The following is a 16,335-nucleotide window of genomic DNA, read 5'->3' as shown; positions in this document are numbered from 1 at the left end:
CTCACTCCGCTGCGCGCGAATGCACGCTGCCGTGGCTGCGGTCGAGATCGCGCGAGAGCAGCCGCGCCGCCGCACCCGAGGCGCGGCTGACGAGCTCGAGATAGCCCTTCGTCACGCGCGAGAAGTGATTGTAGATGATGACGGCGGGAATGGCGGCGACGAGGCCGATCGCCGTGGCGAGCAGCGCTTCGGCGATGCCGGGCGCGACGACGGCAAGGTTCGTGGTCTGCGACTTCGAGATGCCGATGAAGCTGTTCATGATGCCCCAGACCGTGCCGAACAGGCCGACGAAGGGCGAGGTCGAGCCGATGGTCGCAAGCACGCCCATGCCGATGCGGATCCGCCGCGCCTCGGCGCGCACGATCTCGGAAAAGCTGGAGGCTGCGCGCTCCTTGATACCGGCGTCGCTGGACAGGCCGGCCGACATCCGCGCCTCACGCAGGGCCGCCGTCAGGAACGACGGCAGGATACCCTCCTTGGCTCCGAGCGCCATCTGCGCTTCGGCGAGGGAGCGCGTCTCCGCAACCTTCTTCAGCGCAGAACGAAGCTTGGAGGATGCGACCGACAGCTCGATCGACTTGGCGATGAAGACGGTCCATGTCATCAGCGATGCGAAGGCGAGCCCGATCATCACCGCCTTCACGATGACGTCCGCCGACATGAACATCACCCAGGGCGACAATTCCTTCATCGCCGGCGCGATGCCGGCCGCGGCATCGGACCTGGCATCAGGCTTGGCGGTGGTCGAAACGGCGGCCGCGGAGGGCGCCGTCGGAGGGACCGGGGTGGCTGCCGTCGAAGCCGAAGGCGCCGGGACCGCAGGCGTGGTCGCCGCGGGCGCCGCCGGAGCCGGAGCGACCGGGGCCGGCTGAGCCGTCGACTGCGCCGGTGCCGAGGGGGGTTGTGTCTGGGCGGAAACGGGGGATGCGAGCCAGGCGGCCGCCAGCATCAAGGCTGCGGCAAGGCTTGCTTGGAAGGTCATGGTCTTCATACTTCGGCCCAGTAGCGAATGAGGTTGTGATAGATACCCGTCAATTTGACCGTTTCGGGATCGTCACGCCCGAGCCGGTCCACCAGCGCCTGAATCGCGGTGTCGAGGTCGAAGATCATGCTCCGGGCTTGACCGTCCCGTATCATGCTCTGAAGCCAGAAGAAAGACGCAACCCGTGTTCCCCTGGTCACCGGCGTGACGAGGTGGAGGCTGGTCGAGGGGTAGAGCACGCAGTCGCCGGCTGGCAACTTGACTTCGTGCGAGCCGTAAGTGTCCTCGATCACAAGTTCGCCACCGTCGTACTCTTCCGGCTCGGCGAGGAACAGCGTCACCGAGAGGTCCGTGCGGATGCGAAGGCCGGTCAGACGGTCGCCGCGGATCGCATTGTCGACATGCAGGCCGAAATGGTGGCCGCTATCCGCCGCATAGCGGTTGAACAGCGGCGGGAAGATCTGGAGCGGTATAGCCGCCGCGATGAAGCGCGGGTTCGATGTCAGCGCCGAGATGATGCGGTTGCCGAGTTTTCGCGCGACTTCGCTATCGGGCGGCAATTGCTCGTTGCGCTTGACCATCGCCGACTGCGCGCCGGCGGTGGACCGGCCATCCTCCCATTCGCTGGCGTCCATGATGCGGCGGAAATCCGCCACATCATCCTTGCTGAGAACGCCTGGCAGGCACGTCAACATGATCAGAACTTCGCTGTCGTCACGACATAGAACGCGCGCCCGGGCGCGACCGCTACGAACGGTACGTTGCTGCGATAGAACGAGTCGTAATAGAGCTTGTTGGTCAGGTTCTGAGCGTAGAACTTCATGGTCCAGTTCTTGTCGATCTTCTTCTCGACGAAGGCATCGAAGCGCCAATAGCTCGGCAGCTCGTTGGTGTTGGCCGCGAACGTGCCGCCGTAAACCTTCGAGCGGTACACCGCCTGCCCGCCGAGCTCCCAGCCGTCATCGAACTTGTACTTGGTCAGCATGCTGAACGACTGGTGGGCAATGTTGGCGAGCTGCAGGCCGAGATTGGAGGCAACCCCGCTCTGGGTGACCTTGGACTGCATCAGCACCAGGCCGCCGAAGATGCTCCAACGATCGGTGATCTTGCCCTCGGCTTCGATGTCGATGCCCTGGATCCTGTAGGCAGCGCCCGAGGTCAGCAGGCCGTTGACGGTCTCGCGCGCGTTGTCCTTGGTGGTCTGGAACAGCGCGCCGGTCACCAGCAGGTGGCGGTCGGCGAGTTCCCATTTGGTGCCGAGCTCGACCGCCTTGTTGCGCTCGGGCCCGAGCAAGAGGGTCGAGTTGGGCGGAACGCCGCCGTAATCGGTGCCGGTCGCGTCAAGCTCCGAACCGAACGGATTGGCCGAGGTCGCATAGGCTGCATAGATGCTGCCGATCGACATCGGCTTGTAGACCAGGCCGACGTTGTAATTCACGAGATCCGCGTTCTGCTTCACGAAGCTCGAATTGTTCGACGCGCTCTGGCTGTAGCCGTCGTAGCGCACGCCGCCATTGACGATGATCGTGTCCTGCCAGTTCGCGGTGTCCATGACATAGACGCTGCTGGTGTTGACGCCGTAGCGCGTCGGGTTTCCGAGGAGTGACGGAATGCCGAAGGGAATGTTGGTGTATTGCGGGGAGTAGAGATTGACCCCTGTCACGGCACCGTTGCTCGTGAAGGGCGAGCCGGACAGCTCCGACGCGAGGCCGGCGTAGCGGTCGATCGAGATGTTCTCGTTCGAATATTCGACGCCGAACACGGCGGTGTGCTTGACCCCGCCGGTGTCGAGCTTGAACGTGGCCTCGTTCTGGTTGGCCCACACGTCCACGGTCTGGTAGCGGCTCTGCGCGCTCGCCGTCGTGGTCCAGAGCAGCGGATTGGGGCTGGTCGTATTCGGATTCTGCGGCAGCGTGCCGATATAGTTGAGCACCGAGTGCTCGCCGCGCACCTTGCTGGTCAGCGTGATGGCCTCGTTGACCTTGTACTCGATCGTGCCGGTACCGAAATCCTGCCGCGCCGTCTGGAAGTCGCGATTGAGGAAGCCGTACCAGTTGCCGCGCGGAATGCCGGCCGAGGTCACCGGCACGTTGCCCTGCTTGTAATAGGGTACGCCGAAATCCGGCAGGCCGCTGAGATCGGTGTGGACGTAGTTCGTGGTGATCTTGATGTCGTTGGTCGGGGTGTACTTGGTCGAGATGAAGGTGCCCCAGCGATTGTCGGTCACATAATCGCGGCCGGCGACATTGGCATCCTGGAACAGGCCGCCGGTGCGCACCGAGAAGGTCGGGTCGATGACCTGGTTGACGTCGAGCGTGACGCGCTTGGTCTGATCGGTGCCGAACTCGGAGTCCATGCGCTTGAAGTTGACGTCGCCAGCCTGCTTGGTGACGATGTTGATGGCACCGCCGGCAGTGCCGCGGCCGGCGTAGGAGGATGCCGGCCCGCGCAGGATCTCGATCTGCTCGGTGAAGAAGTTCTCGCGGATGGAAACCGCGGGATCGCGGATGCCGTCGATGAACACGTCGTTGCGCGCGTCGAAGCCGCGGATGAAGAAACGGTCGCCGAACGCGTTGCCGCCCTCGCCCGAGCCGAGCGTCACGCCCGCGGTCGAGCGCCCGATCTCCTTCAACGTCGTCGCGTTCTTGTCTTCGAGCACTTCCTTGCTGAGCACCGTGATCGACTTGGGCGTGTTCAGCATCTTCTCGGGAAACTTGCCGCTGGCCTGGACGTGGTCGACCTTGTAGGGCGCGGCCGGATCGGCATAGGGATTGCCGTCGGGAGCGCCTGACGGCGTGGTCGGCGCCGTCTGCTGTGCCGCCTGCTCGCGCTGCGCGGCGCGGCGAATCGCATTGCGGGCGCGGACCTGCTCCGGCGAAGGCTTCGACGACGTTGGACGCGGACGTTCGACGGGAGCATCGACCGTTACCGGCGGCAGGTTGGACTGCTGCGCCTGCGCGCCACTCGACACCGACGCCACCGCGATCAAGCTCGCAACTGCCGAGACCTTCTTGCCGGAAACACCTGCGAACTTTTCATCCACCAGACCGAATGCTGCGACCGAACGCAACGACTTCGGTGCGACCACCTGCCCCATTACCAAACGCCCCATCTTCCTGTTCGCTCACTCACTTTGACGAACGATGAGTTGTTGGTATCGGCCGCAAAATAGCGGGTCAATGCGAGCGCCTCGCAAGAACCCTTGAATCGGTCCAGTTCAAAACAATTCTAAACTACAGTTTGAAATCGTTCTAAACTGATATTGGACTCGTTCTAAAAGACAGCGCGCCGAATGCCGGGCAATCGATGGCTCGCTCACAGCATCAATCGCTGCTCGGCGGCTTCATCAGCGAAAACAATTCGTCGACGGTTTTCAGCGCAACAGCGCGCACGCGATCGGTTGAGTCCATGCCGGCGATGTTGACGCCGTTCACGACCGCTTTGATCTCGTCCCGGAAGTCGGTGAGGAAGCGCAAGGGATCACGCTGCTCATTGGCGACACGCGCGATCAATCCCGTGATCAGAATCTGACACGCGATCAGCTTGCCGTTCAGCTCGTCCATCCTGCGCTCCCGTTGTGGCGGCGCCGATATGGACGATGCTGAAATTCCTGACAACCGAAACGGCTTCCGCCCGACTTAGAACCATTCTTGTTACCGATACCGACCGGCGGCTCGACCCGGCGCCATTCGGCCCGAGCACACCGTCCGGGAGTGCTGCTTGAGGTGTGTTCGCCGATCGCGCCTGCCGGGAAAATGCAACACTGCACACCGCCGCGCCAGACCACTGCCCAGACGGTGCAAAGCTTTCCAATTGTTTAGGATTCTCAACTGATAGTGCTGTTTACACTGGAACTTGGCGTGTATTATACAAACGCTCTGGAACCCTACGATTGCCCCATAATTCGTAGCTGAGGGCACAAGAGCCGACACGAGACGATATGAAAAAGTCCCGGCCGATCCTCTGGATTCTGATCATCGCGGCCGTGGCCTCCGCGGGTTACTATGGTTGGCAGAAATTCGACGCCTCCCAGGCTGGAAAAACCCAGACCGCCCAGAAGGGTCCACCCCGCCCGCCCGCCGTCCCCGTCAGCGTTGCCCCGGTCCAGAAGGTCGATTTCCCGGTCTATCTGACCGGTCTCGGCACGGTTCAGGGGTTCAACACCGTGCAAGTCCGCACCCGCGTGGATGGCCAGATCGACAAGCTCGCCTTCCGCGAAGGCCAGATCGTCCAGCAGGGCGAGCTTCTGGTCTCGATCGATCCCCGTCCCTATCAAGCCACGCTCGACCAAGCCAAGGCCAAGAAGGCGCAAGACGAGGCTAGTCTGGCCAACGCCAATCTCGAACTTCAGCGCGCCACGAAGCTCGGCGAATTCGCGACCGCCCAGCGGGTCGACACCCAGCGCACGACCGTCGCCCAGCTCACCGCCCAGATCGCCGCCGATGACGCCGCGATCGCCAACGCCCAGACCCAGCTCGACTACACCCAGGTCAAGGCGCCGATCACCGGCGTCGCCGGCCTGCGCCAGGTCGACATCGGCAACATCGTCAACGCCTCGACGCAAACGGGCATCGTCACGATCTCGCAAGTCGAGCCGATCTCCGTGATCTTCACCGCGCCGGAGGACCAGCTGCCCTATATCACCGAAGGCCAGAGGAGCGGCGCGCTCAAGGTGATCGCCTTCACCACCGACGGCAAGAAGACGCTGGCCGAGGGCAAGCTTGCGGTCATCAACAACCAGGTCGATACCAGCAGCGGAACGATCCGGCTCAAGGCGGTGTTCGACAACAAGGACCACACGCTGTGGCCGGGCCAGTCGGTCTCGACGCGGCTTCTGGTGCGGACGCTGAAGGATGCGACCGTGGTTCCGGATGACGCGGTCCAGCATTCGACCAACGGCCTCTACGCTTATACCGTCAATCAGGACAACAAGGCCGAGGTGCACAAGGTCAAGGTCACCTACGCTATCGATGGACATTCGGTCATCGAAGAAGGGCTGAGCCCCGGTCAGCAGGTGATCACCGGCGGCCAGTTCAAGGTGCAGCCCGGAAGCCTCGTCTCGACGGCGGTGGCGAGTTCGAACCCGGCCCAGAACGCCCAGAACAAGGTACGACAGGAATGACCGAGGGCGGGATTTCGGCACCTTTCATCCGTTATCCCATCGGCACCTCGCTGCTGATGGCCGGCATCCTCTTCGTCGGTCTCGTCGCCTATCCCCTGCTCCCGGTCGCACCGCTGCCGCAGGTCGACTTCCCGACCATCCAGATCACCGCCAATTTGCCGGGCGGCAGCCCGGAGACGATGGCTTCGTCGGTGGCGCAGCCGCTGGAGCGGCAGTTCGCCCAGATTCCCGGCATCGCGCAGATGACCTCGACGAGCTATCTGGGCACCGCGTCGATCACCATCCAGTTCGATCTCAACCGCAGCATCGATGGCGCTGCCAATGACGTGCAGGGCGCCATCAACGCCGCCAGCGGCCAGTTGCCGAAGAATCTTCCCTCGCCGCCGACCTACCGCAAGGTCAACCCGGCCGATGCGCCGATCCTGCTGCTGTCGGCGACATCGGAGACGTTACCTCTGACCAGCGTCAGCGACGCGGTCGACGCCCAGCTCGCCCAGCAGATCAGCCAGCTCTCCGGCGTCGCCCAGGTCTTCATCGGCGGCCAGCAGAAACCCTCCATCCGCGTTCAGGTCGATCCCGCGAAGCTGGTCGCCAAGGGCCTGTCGATGGAGGACGTACGCAGCCAGATCGCGATCACCACGGTCGACAGTCCGAAGGGCAATATCGACGGCGAGAAGCGCGCCTACACGATCTACGCCAACGACCAGCTCACGCACGCGAAGGACTGGAACGACGTCATCATCGCCTATCGCAACGGCGCTCCGTTGCGAATCCGCGACATCGGCCAGGCGGTCAGCGCCGCTGAAGACGCCAAGCAGGCGGCCTGGGCCAACGGCAAGCGCGGCGTGTTCCTGGTGATCTTCAAGCAGCCGGGCGCCAACGTCATCGAGACCGTCGATCGGATCAAGGCGACCCTGCCCCGCCTCGTGGCGGCGATCCCGCCCGCCATCAAGATCGAGCTCATCAGCGACCGTACCACGACCATCCGCGCCGCGGTCGAGGACGTCCAGTTCACCTTGCTGCTGACCATCGCGCTCGTGGTCATGGTCATCTTCATCTTCCTGCGCAGCTTCTGGGCCACCGTCATTCCCGCCATCACGGTTCCGCTGGCGCTGCTCGGCGCCTGCGCGCTGATGTGGGTCGTCGGCTATTCGCTCGACAATCTGTCGCTGATGGCGCTCACCATCGCGGTCGGATTCGTCGTCGACGATGCCATCGTGATGCTCGAGAACATCACGCGCTACATCGAGGAAGGCGAATCGCCGATGGCGGCTGCCTTCCGTGGCTCGAAGGAAATCGGCTTCACCATCGTGTCGATCAGCATCTCGCTGGTCGCGGTGCTGATCCCGCTGCTCTTGATGGGCGGCATCATCGGACGCCTGTTCCGCGAATTCGCCGTCGTGCTGGCGATGACCATCTTCGTCTCGATGTTCGTGTCGCTGACCCTGACGCCGATGATGGCTTCGCGCTTCCTGCGCGCCCATGGCGAGGTGCGCCACGGCCGCTTCTATCAATGGAGCGAGCGCGCCTTCGATGCGATGCTGCGCGGCTACGAATACGTTCTCGATCACGCCCTGGCTTGGCGGCGCACCACGCTGGCGATCTTCTTCGCCACGCTCGGACTGTCGATCTATTTGTTCGTCCTGATCCCGAAGGGTTTCTTCCCGCAGCAGGATGTCGGCCTGATCACCGCCACCTCCGAAGCCTCGCAGGACATTTCGTTCAAGGAGATGACCCGGCGTCAGGAACAGCTCGGCAAGATCATCCTCGCCGATCCCGATGTTGCCAGCGTCGCCATGTCGATCGGCGGCAGCGGCCGCGCCGGCAACAACGGCAACATATTCATCACGCTGAAGGCTCGCGACAAGCGCGATGCCTCGGCTCAGCAGATCATCGCGCGACTGCGTCCGCAGTTCGACAAGGTCGAGGGCGCCCGCGTCTACATGCAGGCGGCCCAGGACGTCCGGCTCGGCGGCCGGCCGACGCGCACCCAATTCGAGTTCACCTTGCAGGACGCCGACCTCGCCGAGCTCAACGAGTGGGCGCCGAAAATCCTCGCCAAGATGCAGACGCTGCCGGAGCTGCGCGACGTCGCGACCGACCAGCAGACCCAGGGCACCACGGTCCAGCTCAAGATCAACCGCGACACCGCCGCGCGCTACGGCATCCAGCCGCAGCTGATCGACGACACGCTGTATGACGCCTTCGGCCAGCGGCAGGTCACGCAGTATTTCACCCAGCTCAACACCTACAAGGTGATCCTGGAGATCCTGCCGGAGATGCAGGGCAATCTCGACAGCCTGAACAAGCTCTATCTGAAGTCGCCGCTGACCGGCGACCAGGTGCCGCTGTCGACCTTCGCGACCTGGACCACCGATCCGGTCCGTCCGCTTTCGATCAGCCACCAGGGCCAATTCCCGGCGATCACCATCAGCTTCAACCTCGGCCAGGGCGTCGCGCTCGGCCAGGCGACGGAAGCCGTGCAGAAGGCGATGGCCGAGCTCGGCGCGCCGCCGACGCTGAACTCGAGCTTCCAGGGCACGGCGCAGGCGTTCCAGCAATCGCTCGGCACCGTGCCGCTGCTGATCCTTGCCGCGCTCGTCGTGGTCTACCTGATCCTCGGCATCCTCTACGAGAGCTATATCCATCCGATCACGATTCTGTCGACGCTGCCCTCGGCCGGCGTCGGCGCGCTCGCGATCCTGATGGCGGCCGGGTTCGACTTCAGCCTGATTGCCTTGATCGGAATCATTCTCCTGATCGGCATCGTGAAGAAGAACGGCATCATGATGGTCGACTTCGCCATCGCCGCCGAACGCGACGAGCACAAGACGCCGGCGGAATCGATCCGCCAGGCCGCCCTGCTCCGCTTCCGCCCGATCATGATGACGACGATGGCCGCGCTGCTCGGCGGCGTGCCGCTGATGCTCGGTCACGGCACCGGCGCCGAGATCCGCCAGCCGCTCGGCTACGCCATGGTCGGCGGCCTGATCGTCAGCCAGGCGCTGACGCTGTTCACCACGCCGGTGGTCTATCTCTATCTCGACGAGCTCAACAACTGGTTCTCGGGCTGGGGCCGTTCGGGTGACGGCGAAGGCGGCGAGGCGGTGGAGCACGGCACCGTTAAGGAAGCTGCCGAGTAGCGGCTTGCACGGCGCTTCCGGCGACGCTACAGCGAGGCCCCGGTTCACGCCAACGCGGTTTCGCCATGCTCATGCAATCCAGACTTGTCGCCCTCGCCGCAGCTGTCCTGTTGCCCTTGGGCGCCGCGTATGCCCAACAGGCCGCCAAGAAGAACGCCCCCGCTCCGGCGGCGCAGCCGGCACCGGCTCCGACGCAGCCACAGGCTGACGGCGCGCCGGCGCAACAGCCCGGTTGGATCGTGCGCTGCACCAGCGCCAGCCGTGACGCGCCGCTCGAATGTGCGATGGAGCAGAACGCGGTGCTGACAAAGACCGGCCAGACCATCGTGCTGATCAACATCCGCATCGCGCCCGACACCCGCACGCCGGTGGCGCTGCTGCAATTGCCGCTCGGCCTCAACCTTCCCATCGGCGCCAAGCTCCAGGTCGACGAGGGCAAGACGGTCGATCTCCAGATCCAGACCTGCGAGAACCGCGGCTGCTACGCCTCGGCGCCGATCGCGCCGGATCTGCTTGCCGCGTTGCGGTCGGGCAAGCAGCTCAAAGTCTCCTTCCAGAACATGGCCAAGGAGACGATCGCGATTCCGATGCCGCTGGGCGATTTCGCTTCCGCTTACGACAAGATCAAGTAACGCAAGTCCCCGTTACTGCCTCGCCATCTGCGCGTTGCCGACGGCATCGCCATCGAGCCGCTGGTCATTGTGATGGTGACGGCGTGCAGCAGCCCCGTCGATCAGCAGCGTGTATTCGGTGATGGAGGCGCAGCTCGCCGGCTGCCTGTTGCTGCTGCTGCAGGCCGAAGTCGACCGCGCGCCTCCGAGATAGGCTTTCTCCCCCGCCTGTCAGCTGACGACGTCGCTCGCCCGGAGCAAGGTCGTGAAGCCGCCATAGATCATGCGCTTGCCGTCGAACGGCATGCCCTCCATCTTCAGCCGCGGGTCCTCCATCACCTTCTTGTTGACGGCATCGCGGGTCTCCCGGTCGCGGTAGACGATCCAGGCGAACACCACGACCTCGTCCTCCTTCGCCATCACCGCGCGCGGAAACGAGGTGAGCTCGCCATAGGGGACATCGTCAGCGACGCATTCGACATAGTCGAGCGCGCCGTGCTCCATCCAGAGCGCGCAGGCGGTCGTCGACAGCGTCTTGTAGGCCTCGATCTTGTCCTTCGGCACGGCCAGAACGAAACCATCGACATAGGGCATCAGGAATCTCCTTGAGTTGCGTGACCCAAGGACGATGCAGAGCACGGCGATCCGACCGGGGAAATGCGATTTCAGATGAGGCAAACGGTCGCGACCGGCGGCGCGGCCCGTGGACCGTCACTGTCACCGAAGGACCTGAAGCTCTGGACCTTTGAGCATGCCCGGAACTGGCTGGGGAACCTGGATTCGAACCAAGACAAACAGAGTCAGAGTCTGTTGTGCTACCGTTACACCATTCCCCACCGAAGCGCTTGAAATCGCTAAGCTTTCTTCGGAAGTTCTGCGAGGGCGGGCTGACAGCTTTGCAAATCAGCGGCTCGCAGGCCGCTCATATAGCCGCGCTGACCTTCGCGGTCCAGCCCTTCTGTGAACATCTCGGCTTGTTCTGGCTGCGTTCGCACCGACAGACGGACTGTCTCAAGCCTTCCCGAAGGAATCCTGCGGCCCTTTGCGGTTGTAGAACAGCGATCGGCGCGCCCGATCGATCCATCGCTGCACCGTGAACTCGAAGGCGAGCGCGACGACCGTGGATGCGAGCAGGATGCCCAAGGTCTGAAACAGAATTCGCCAATGGCTCACAATGTGCGGATTGGTCAGCGTGATCGGATCAAAGACCTGCAGATTGATCGCGATCTGGATGAAGAGAAAATGCGAGAGATAGACGCCATAGGAGGCATCGCCCAACGCGGTCGACAGGGGTCCGTTGATCCTTGAGAAGAGCGTCGGAATAACGATGCAGGTTGCGATAACCAGCGGCACGCCCTGAACGATGCCCCCGTGATAGTCGACGTCGGCATAGACGTCGGCGAGGAGATAGAGGCAGTAGAGAGCCGCGAGCCAGTAGCCCGCACGCGTCGACCATGTCAGGCGATCTCGCAACGAGAAGAGCACAACGCCGGTGCCGAAATAGCCGATCTGGCTGTAAAACGGGAAGTAAGCCCATTTCCATTCGTAGACGTGCAGAATGGTCATCTTGATCGCGAAGGCGGCGACCACCAACCCGGCGAGCCATTTTCTGTTCAGGAGAAGCAAGGCAGGCAGCAACGCGTAGAAGACGATCTCCGCGCTGATCGACCACGCCTGCGGAACCAGGAGATACGTGGTGCTGTGCATGGCCGAATAGAGATCGAGACCCAGCAGCGACAGGTTGATCACATAGGGCCGCTCTTCCGTTCGGAGGGAATTGAAGATGCCGCTCTCGTTCGCCGGGTTCCACAGGTGTAGCGCGAACGTAGCTACCAGAACAGCTAGGTAGAACGGATAAAGCCTCGCGAAGCGGCTGGCGAAGAATGCAGCAGGCCGTCCCGGATAGTGCCGCTCATAGGCGGCGGCCATGTAGAAGCCACTGATGATGTAGAAGACTTCTACAGCGGCCAAACCTCCGATTGTCTGGTGAATGACGCCAAATTGGCAATGAAATCCAACGACGATCGCCGCCAGCAGAAAACGAACAGTCCCCATCAGCCCCGCACCCGTTGGCTGATGCGAACTTAGACCGGCGACCGGCGCTGAACAAGCGGCCGCCCCATCTGCATGCGGCGGCCGCTCATCTCTTCGCGTGCCGCCCTACTCCAGCTTGATGTTGGCGGCCTCGATCACCTTCTTCCAGCGCGCCGTCTCGGCGTTGATGTAGGCCGCGAACGGTTCGGAATCCACGGCGACCGCGGTGGCACCGAGTTCGGCCATCTTCTGCACCGTCTCCGGCTGCGCCATGAAGGCGCGAATCTCGGCCGAGAGCTTTTCGACGATCGGCTTGGGCGTGCCCGCGGGCACAATGAAACCGTGCCAGGCCACCGCCTCGAAGCCGGGCAGGAATTCGGCCACGGCCGGCGCCTCCGGATCGAAGGCGGCGCGCTTCGGCGTTGCGGTCGCGAGCAGCGCGAGCTGGCCGGTCTTCACCTGCGGCAGCAGCAGCGGGACGTTGTCGAAGGCGAGATCAATCTGTCCGCTCAGCAGATCCGTCAGCATCTGGCTGGAGCCCTTGTAGGGCACGTGCACCATCTTGGTGCCCGTCATCTGCTGGAATAGCTCGCTGGCAAGGTGCTGCGAGGTGCCGACGCCGGCCGAGCCGAACGAGACCTTGTCCGGATTCGCCTTCAGATAGGCAATCAGCTCCGGCACGGTACGCGCCTTGATCTTGTTGGGATTGACGACGAGAACATTGGGCACGACGCTGATCTGGGCGACCGGCACCAGATCCTTGTCCGGCTGGTAGCTGAGCTTCGGCCCGTAGAGCGACGGGTTGATCGCAAGCGCGGACGTGCTGGCAAGGCCGAGCGTGATGCCATCCGGCGTCGATTTCGCCACCCGCGTCACGCCGAGGATCGAGCCGGCACCGCCGACATTCTCGACTACGAAGGGCTTGCCGAACTTCGCCTGCAAATGGTTGGAGACCATCCGCGCGAAGATGTCCGCGGTGCCGCCGGCGGCGAAGGGAACGACCACCGTCACCTGCTTGGACGGATAGCCGTCCTGCGCCTTTGCGGGTGAGGCCGCCAGCACCAAGGCTGAGGCAAGGACAAGCCACATCGATCTCATAGAAGTTTCCTCTGTTTTCCGTGTTGTTGATTGGTTGCCGCGCGCGAGCCGCGGAGACGGTCAGAACGCGACCTCGTACATGTTCAGGATCGCATCCCGGCCGAGGTCGCGCGGATTGTTGTCGAGCAGGCGGCGAATGGCGTGCGCCTCGTCGGCCATCACGCCGAAATCGTCCCGAGGCACGCCGAGCGCGGACAGCCGCATGTCGATGCCGAGATCGCTGCAGAACTTGTAGCTTGCCTCGAACGCGAGCTTCGGATCGCCCTGCTCCGGCAGGCCGAGCGCCTGGAGCACCGCGATCGTCTTCGCTTCCACCGCCGGCATGTTGAACGCCAGCGTATGCGGGAAGATCACCGCACAGGCGAGGCCATGTGCCACGTGGTGCCGCGTGCCGAGCGGATACGCCACCGCGTGGCCGGCTGTCGTGTTCACCGGTCCCAGGCAATAGCCGCCATAGAGCGAGGCCAGCGCGAGGCCCGCACGCGCCTCGCGATCGCCGCCATCGGCCACCGCGCGTTTGAGATAACGTCCGACCAGCCGCGCGCCTTCAAGCGCGTAGAGGTCGATCGTCGGATGCGCCTTGCGGCTGGTATAGGCCTCGACGCAATGCGCCAGTGCATCGACCCCGGTCGCCGCGGTGACCTCCTTCGGCACGGTCATCGTCAGATCCGGATCGACGATGGCGATGTCGGCCAGCATGAAGCGGCTCTGCACCGCCTGCTTGTTCTGGCTGACGGGATCGGTGACGAGCGCACGGGTGCCCGCTTCGCTGCCGGTGCCCGACGTCGTCGGAATCTGCATCAGCGCGACGCTGCGGCCGGCCACCTTCTCCGGCCCGACGATGTCGGCAAAGGGCACGTCGCTCGTGCACATCACCGCGACCAGCTTGGCGAGATCCATCGCGCTGCCGCCGCCGAAGCCGACGACGAGATCGGGCTTGACGTCCTTCGCCATCGCCACCGCCTTCTCGAGATTAGGCAGGTCCGGCTCGGGCTTGACGTCGCCGAACACCTTCACCGCACCCGGCAGCGCCAGCATGTCGACCCGGCGTGCGTTGAACGGATCGGAGATCACCAGCGGCCGCCTGGCGCCGATCCGCTCGGCGTAGCGCGCCGCAGCGCCGATCGTGCCATTGCCGAACTCGAGGATGGTGGGACGCTGGATTTCGATGGGCGTGAAGGCGTTGGTCATCGTGCGTTCGAACTCATGATTTGGATACGGAGGCGCCAGCGGCGAGCCGCTCGGCATAGTCGATGGCCTCGATCAGGCTGTGCTCGTTGGCGATGCCCTTGCCCGCAATGTCGAAAGCGGTGCCGTGATCGACGGAAGTGCGGATGATCGGCAAGCCCAGCGTGATGTTGACGCCGGACAATTCCTGCCAGCGGCCGGTCGCGGGATCGACCTGGAAGCCGAGCAGCTTGACCGGAATGTGCCCCTGGTCGTGATACATCGCGACCGCGGCATCGTACTGGCCGGCGCGCAGCTTGACGAAGATGGTATCGCCCGGCACGGGCCCGACGACGTCGAGGCCGTCGGCAACGGCTTTCGCGATCGTCGGTGCAGACACGTCGATGTCCTGCCGGCCGAACAGGCCGCCCTCGCCGGCATGCGGATTGAGCGCCGCGATCGCGATCTTCGGTTTGGCGATTCCGAGCCGCAGCAGGGCATCGTTGGTGAGGTCGATCACCATGCGCAGACGCTCCGGCGTCAGGCGCTTCGGCACGTCCTCCAGCGCCACATGGGTCGAAACATGGCTGACACGCATGTTGCCATGGGCGAGCAGCATCACCGAGCCGCGCACGCCGGTGAGATGCGCCAGCATCTCGGTATGACCAGGGAAATGATAGCCAGCCTTGTTGAGCGCTTCCTTGTTGAGCGGCGCCGTGACGATCGCCGCGGTCCGGCCCGCCTGCGTCAGGCGCACGCCCTGCTCGATCGCCTTGTAGGCAAAGCGGCCGCCATCGGCGCTGAGCACTCCGGGCTTGATCGGGTCGCCCTCGATGTCGGCCTGGAGGAAGCAGAGGTTCGGCCAGTCGCGATCCTCGGCGCGCACTTCGGGAATCGCAATGCCGGCACCGAGCGCGGCTTTCGCGCCATCGAGCGCCGCGCCGTTGCCGATGATGAGGATCCGCAGATCGCCTTTCGCGATCCGGTCCTTCAGCCCGACGCAGGCCTTGACGATGATCTCCGGCCCGATCCCGGCGGGATCGCCCATGGTGATGGCAAGATGACGAGAGGTCATGTCGGACTCCCCTTGCTGAGCAAATGATTATCCCGAAGCAGGTCGCGCCACAGCTCGCTGGGACCGAACGCGCCGGACTTCGAGATGACATCGACGCCGGCCCAGCGGCCGCCTTGCAAGGTCGAGCGCGGCAATCCGGGCACGATACGTCCTGTCACCTCGAGCGCATGCGCGCCGAGGGCAACGCAAGCGGCCTTCAGTGTTTCTCCACCGGCAACAACCAGCGTGCCCGGTGGTTCGAGTGCTGCGATCAGCCGCGTCATCTCGTGCGCGATCCGCCGCGCCGCCTCGGCCCGCGTCAAGCCGTCAGCGAGGGCGAATTTGACCAGCGCCACGCCGTCGTCGGCCAGCTTGCGCCGAACGCCCGCGCCACCCTCCCCCTCGGCCAGCGCGATGGTGGCGTGACCACATGCCGCGAGCTGGGATGCGGTGGCAGCCTGGTCGGAGCCGAACAGCCCCAGCACCGGCCGCTTCAGTTGCGACGGCGCAGCGGCGCCCTGACCGCGGGCAAGCGCACCGGCCAGGCCGCCGCTGCCACACCACAACACGGGCCCCGGCATGCGCCGCGCCATTTCGACGACGCGATCGAGGTCGAGGTCGCTCTCCGCATCGAACACCTGAACGCCGCCTTGCGAGAGCGTTTCGGCCGTGCCCTGTCGTGCTTCGATGCCGTCTTGCCGCAACTGATCCAGCAAATTGTCGCCGACCCTGTGCCAATCGCCATGCACGGTGCGGGCGAATTGCTGGCCACCGACGGTGCGGCGTCCCTGATAATCGAACGCCGGCGCGACCACGCAAGAAGCCCAATGGCCGCTGCGCAGGCAGGCGTCGAGCTCAGCCGCCCACGCGCCCCGAAGGAGGCTATCGACCTTCTTGTAGGCGATCGTCCCGCCCTGAAGGTGGGGCGCCAGTCGCCCAACGATTTCGACGCTCTCGGCCTTCGACCGCTCACGGGTGCCGCTATCGATTGCCAGGCTCCCGGACTCCAGCGGCGCAAGCGCGCCCGACCAGACGACATCGAACGGACCGCACAGGCCGACGAATTCCGCCGCGGTGTCGAGCGCACCGGTGAGATCGTCGGCAAGCAGGCGGACGCTCGTCAT

Annotated in this window: 13 protein-coding genes and 1 tRNA gene; 3 read left to right on the top strand and 11 right to left on the bottom strand. The window is 64.2% G+C overall.

Features of this window, described 5'->3' with window-relative positions; all coding sequences use genetic code 11:
* Window position 1: 1 nt before the first annotated feature.
* From exbB to GGD66_RS00815, 4 genes are all read right to left on the bottom strand, one after another.
* A complete protein-coding gene (exbB, locus tag GGD66_RS00830; protein ID WP_183256633.1) occupies window positions 2–991 on the bottom strand; it encodes a tonB-system energizer ExbB in 990 nt (329 codons plus the stop codon).
* Entirely contained in the window at window positions 988–1,677 is a 690-nt protein-coding gene (locus tag GGD66_RS00825) for a Fe2+-dependent dioxygenase (protein ID WP_183256632.1), read from the bottom strand. The genes exbB and GGD66_RS00825 overlap by 4 nt, the downstream gene beginning before the upstream one ends.
* A gap of 2 nt (window positions 1,678–1,679) precedes the next feature.
* The gene (locus GGD66_RS00820) at window positions 1,680–4,079 is read right to left on the bottom strand and encodes a TonB-dependent siderophore receptor (RefSeq protein WP_183257128.1); all 2,400 of its coding nucleotides are present in this window, start codon (window positions 4,077–4,079) and stop codon (window positions 1,680–1,682) included.
* A gap of 226 nt (window positions 4,080–4,305) precedes the next feature.
* Window positions 4,306–4,545 (bottom strand): hypothetical protein, encoded by a 240-nt coding sequence (locus tag GGD66_RS00815; RefSeq protein ID WP_018319817.1) that lies wholly within the window; start codon window positions 4,543–4,545, stop codon window positions 4,306–4,308.
* Window positions 4,546–4,922: 377 nt separating this feature from the next.
* Here GGD66_RS00815 and GGD66_RS00810 point away from each other — a divergent pair, with 377 nt between their 5' ends.
* From GGD66_RS00810 to GGD66_RS00800, 3 genes are all read left to right on the top strand, one after another.
* On the top strand, window positions 4,923–6,104 hold the full coding sequence (locus GGD66_RS00810; protein ID WP_183256631.1) for an efflux RND transporter periplasmic adaptor subunit: 1,182 nt from the start codon (window positions 4,923–4,925) through the stop codon (window positions 6,102–6,104).
* Window positions 6,101–9,247 (top strand): multidrug efflux RND transporter permease subunit, encoded by a 3,147-nt coding sequence (locus GGD66_RS00805; RefSeq protein WP_092252580.1) that lies wholly within the window; start codon window positions 6,101–6,103, stop codon window positions 9,245–9,247. Before GGD66_RS00810 ends, GGD66_RS00805 begins: the two co-directional genes overlap by 4 nt.
* Window positions 9,248–9,312: 65 nt before the next feature.
* Window positions 9,313–9,879: an invasion associated locus B family protein gene (locus tag GGD66_RS00800; protein WP_018319814.1), complete on the top strand. Its 567-nt coding sequence runs from the start codon at window positions 9,313–9,315 to the stop codon at window positions 9,877–9,879.
* Between the two features lie 210 nt (window positions 9,880–10,089).
* Here GGD66_RS00800 and GGD66_RS00795 read toward each other — a convergent pair whose 3' ends face one another.
* From GGD66_RS00795 to GGD66_RS00765, 7 genes are all read right to left on the bottom strand, one after another.
* Window positions 10,090–10,452: a DUF1428 domain-containing protein gene (locus tag GGD66_RS00795; protein ID WP_026202257.1), complete on the bottom strand. Its 363-nt coding sequence runs from the start codon at window positions 10,450–10,452 to the stop codon at window positions 10,090–10,092.
* 168 nt (window positions 10,453–10,620) lie between these two features.
* Window positions 10,621–10,694: transfer RNA gene (locus GGD66_RS00790), tRNA-Gln, on the bottom strand.
* 175 nt (window positions 10,695–10,869) lie between these two features.
* Window positions 10,870–11,913: an acyltransferase gene (locus GGD66_RS00785; protein ID WP_183256630.1), complete on the bottom strand. Its 1,044-nt coding sequence runs from the start codon at window positions 11,911–11,913 to the stop codon at window positions 10,870–10,872.
* A 105-nt stretch (window positions 11,914–12,018) separates the two neighbouring features.
* The gene (locus tag GGD66_RS00780) at window positions 12,019–12,990 is read right to left on the bottom strand and encodes a tripartite tricarboxylate transporter substrate binding protein (protein ID WP_183256629.1); all 972 of its coding nucleotides are present in this window, start codon (window positions 12,988–12,990) and stop codon (window positions 12,019–12,021) included.
* A 60-nt stretch (window positions 12,991–13,050) separates the two neighbouring features.
* A complete protein-coding gene (locus GGD66_RS00775; RefSeq protein ID WP_183256628.1) occupies window positions 13,051–14,238 on the bottom strand; it encodes an iron-containing alcohol dehydrogenase in 1,188 nt (395 codons plus the stop codon).
* Window positions 14,195–15,232 (bottom strand): 4-hydroxythreonine-4-phosphate dehydrogenase PdxA, encoded by a 1,038-nt coding sequence (gene pdxA, locus GGD66_RS00770; protein ID WP_092252572.1) that lies wholly within the window; start codon window positions 15,230–15,232, stop codon window positions 14,195–14,197. The genes GGD66_RS00775 and pdxA overlap by 44 nt, the downstream gene beginning before the upstream one ends.
* Entirely contained in the window at window positions 15,229–16,335 is a 1,107-nt protein-coding gene (locus GGD66_RS00765; RefSeq protein ID WP_183256627.1) for a four-carbon acid sugar kinase family protein, read from the bottom strand. The genes pdxA and GGD66_RS00765 overlap by 4 nt, the downstream gene beginning before the upstream one ends.

This window comes from Bradyrhizobium sp. CIR48, from assembly GCF_014198315.1.
Classification (GTDB): Bacteria; Pseudomonadota; Alphaproteobacteria; order Rhizobiales; family Xanthobacteraceae; genus Bradyrhizobium.
Note: the sequence above shows the minus strand (reverse complement) of the source record. Positions and strands in the feature narration are given on the sequence as shown.

Bases quoted from the DNA above. Each gene is read 5' to 3' on its own strand.
- exbB (WP_183256633.1), bottom strand. From the start codon at position 991: ATGAAGACCATGACCTTCCAAGCAAGCCTTGCCGCAGCCTTGATGCTG.
- GGD66_RS00825 (WP_183256632.1), bottom strand. From the start codon at position 1,677: ATGTTGACGTGCCTGCCAGGCGTTCTCAGCAAGGATGATGTGGCGGAT.
- GGD66_RS00820 (WP_183257128.1), bottom strand. From the start codon at position 4,079: ATGGGGCAGGTGGTCGCACCGAAGTCGTTGCGTTCGGTCGCAGCATTC.
- GGD66_RS00815 (WP_018319817.1), bottom strand. From the start codon at position 4,545: ATGGACGAGCTGAACGGCAAGCTGATCGCGTGTCAGATTCTGATCACG.
- GGD66_RS00810 (WP_183256631.1), top strand. From the start codon at position 4,923: ATGAAAAAGTCCCGGCCGATCCTCTGGATTCTGATCATCGCGGCCGTG.
- GGD66_RS00805 (WP_092252580.1), top strand. From the start codon at position 6,101: ATGACCGAGGGCGGGATTTCGGCACCTTTCATCCGTTATCCCATCGGC.
- GGD66_RS00800 (WP_018319814.1), top strand. From the start codon at position 9,313: ATGCTCATGCAATCCAGACTTGTCGCCCTCGCCGCAGCTGTCCTGTTG.
- GGD66_RS00795 (WP_026202257.1), bottom strand. From the start codon at position 10,452: ATGCCCTATGTCGATGGTTTCGTTCTGGCCGTGCCGAAGGACAAGATC.
- GGD66_RS00785 (WP_183256630.1), bottom strand. From the start codon at position 11,913: ATGGGGACTGTTCGTTTTCTGCTGGCGGCGATCGTCGTTGGATTTCAT.
- GGD66_RS00780 (WP_183256629.1), bottom strand. From the start codon at position 12,990: ATGAGATCGATGTGGCTTGTCCTTGCCTCAGCCTTGGTGCTGGCGGCC.
- GGD66_RS00775 (WP_183256628.1), bottom strand. From the start codon at position 14,238: ATGCCGAGCGGCTCGCCGCTGGCGCCTCCGTATCCAAATCATGAGTTC.
- pdxA (WP_092252572.1), bottom strand. From the start codon at position 15,232: ATGACCTCTCGTCATCTTGCCATCACCATGGGCGATCCCGCCGGGATC.
- GGD66_RS00765 (WP_183256627.1), bottom strand. From the start codon at position 16,335: ATGACGAGCGTCCGCCTGCTTGCCGACGATCTCACCGGTGCGCTCGAC.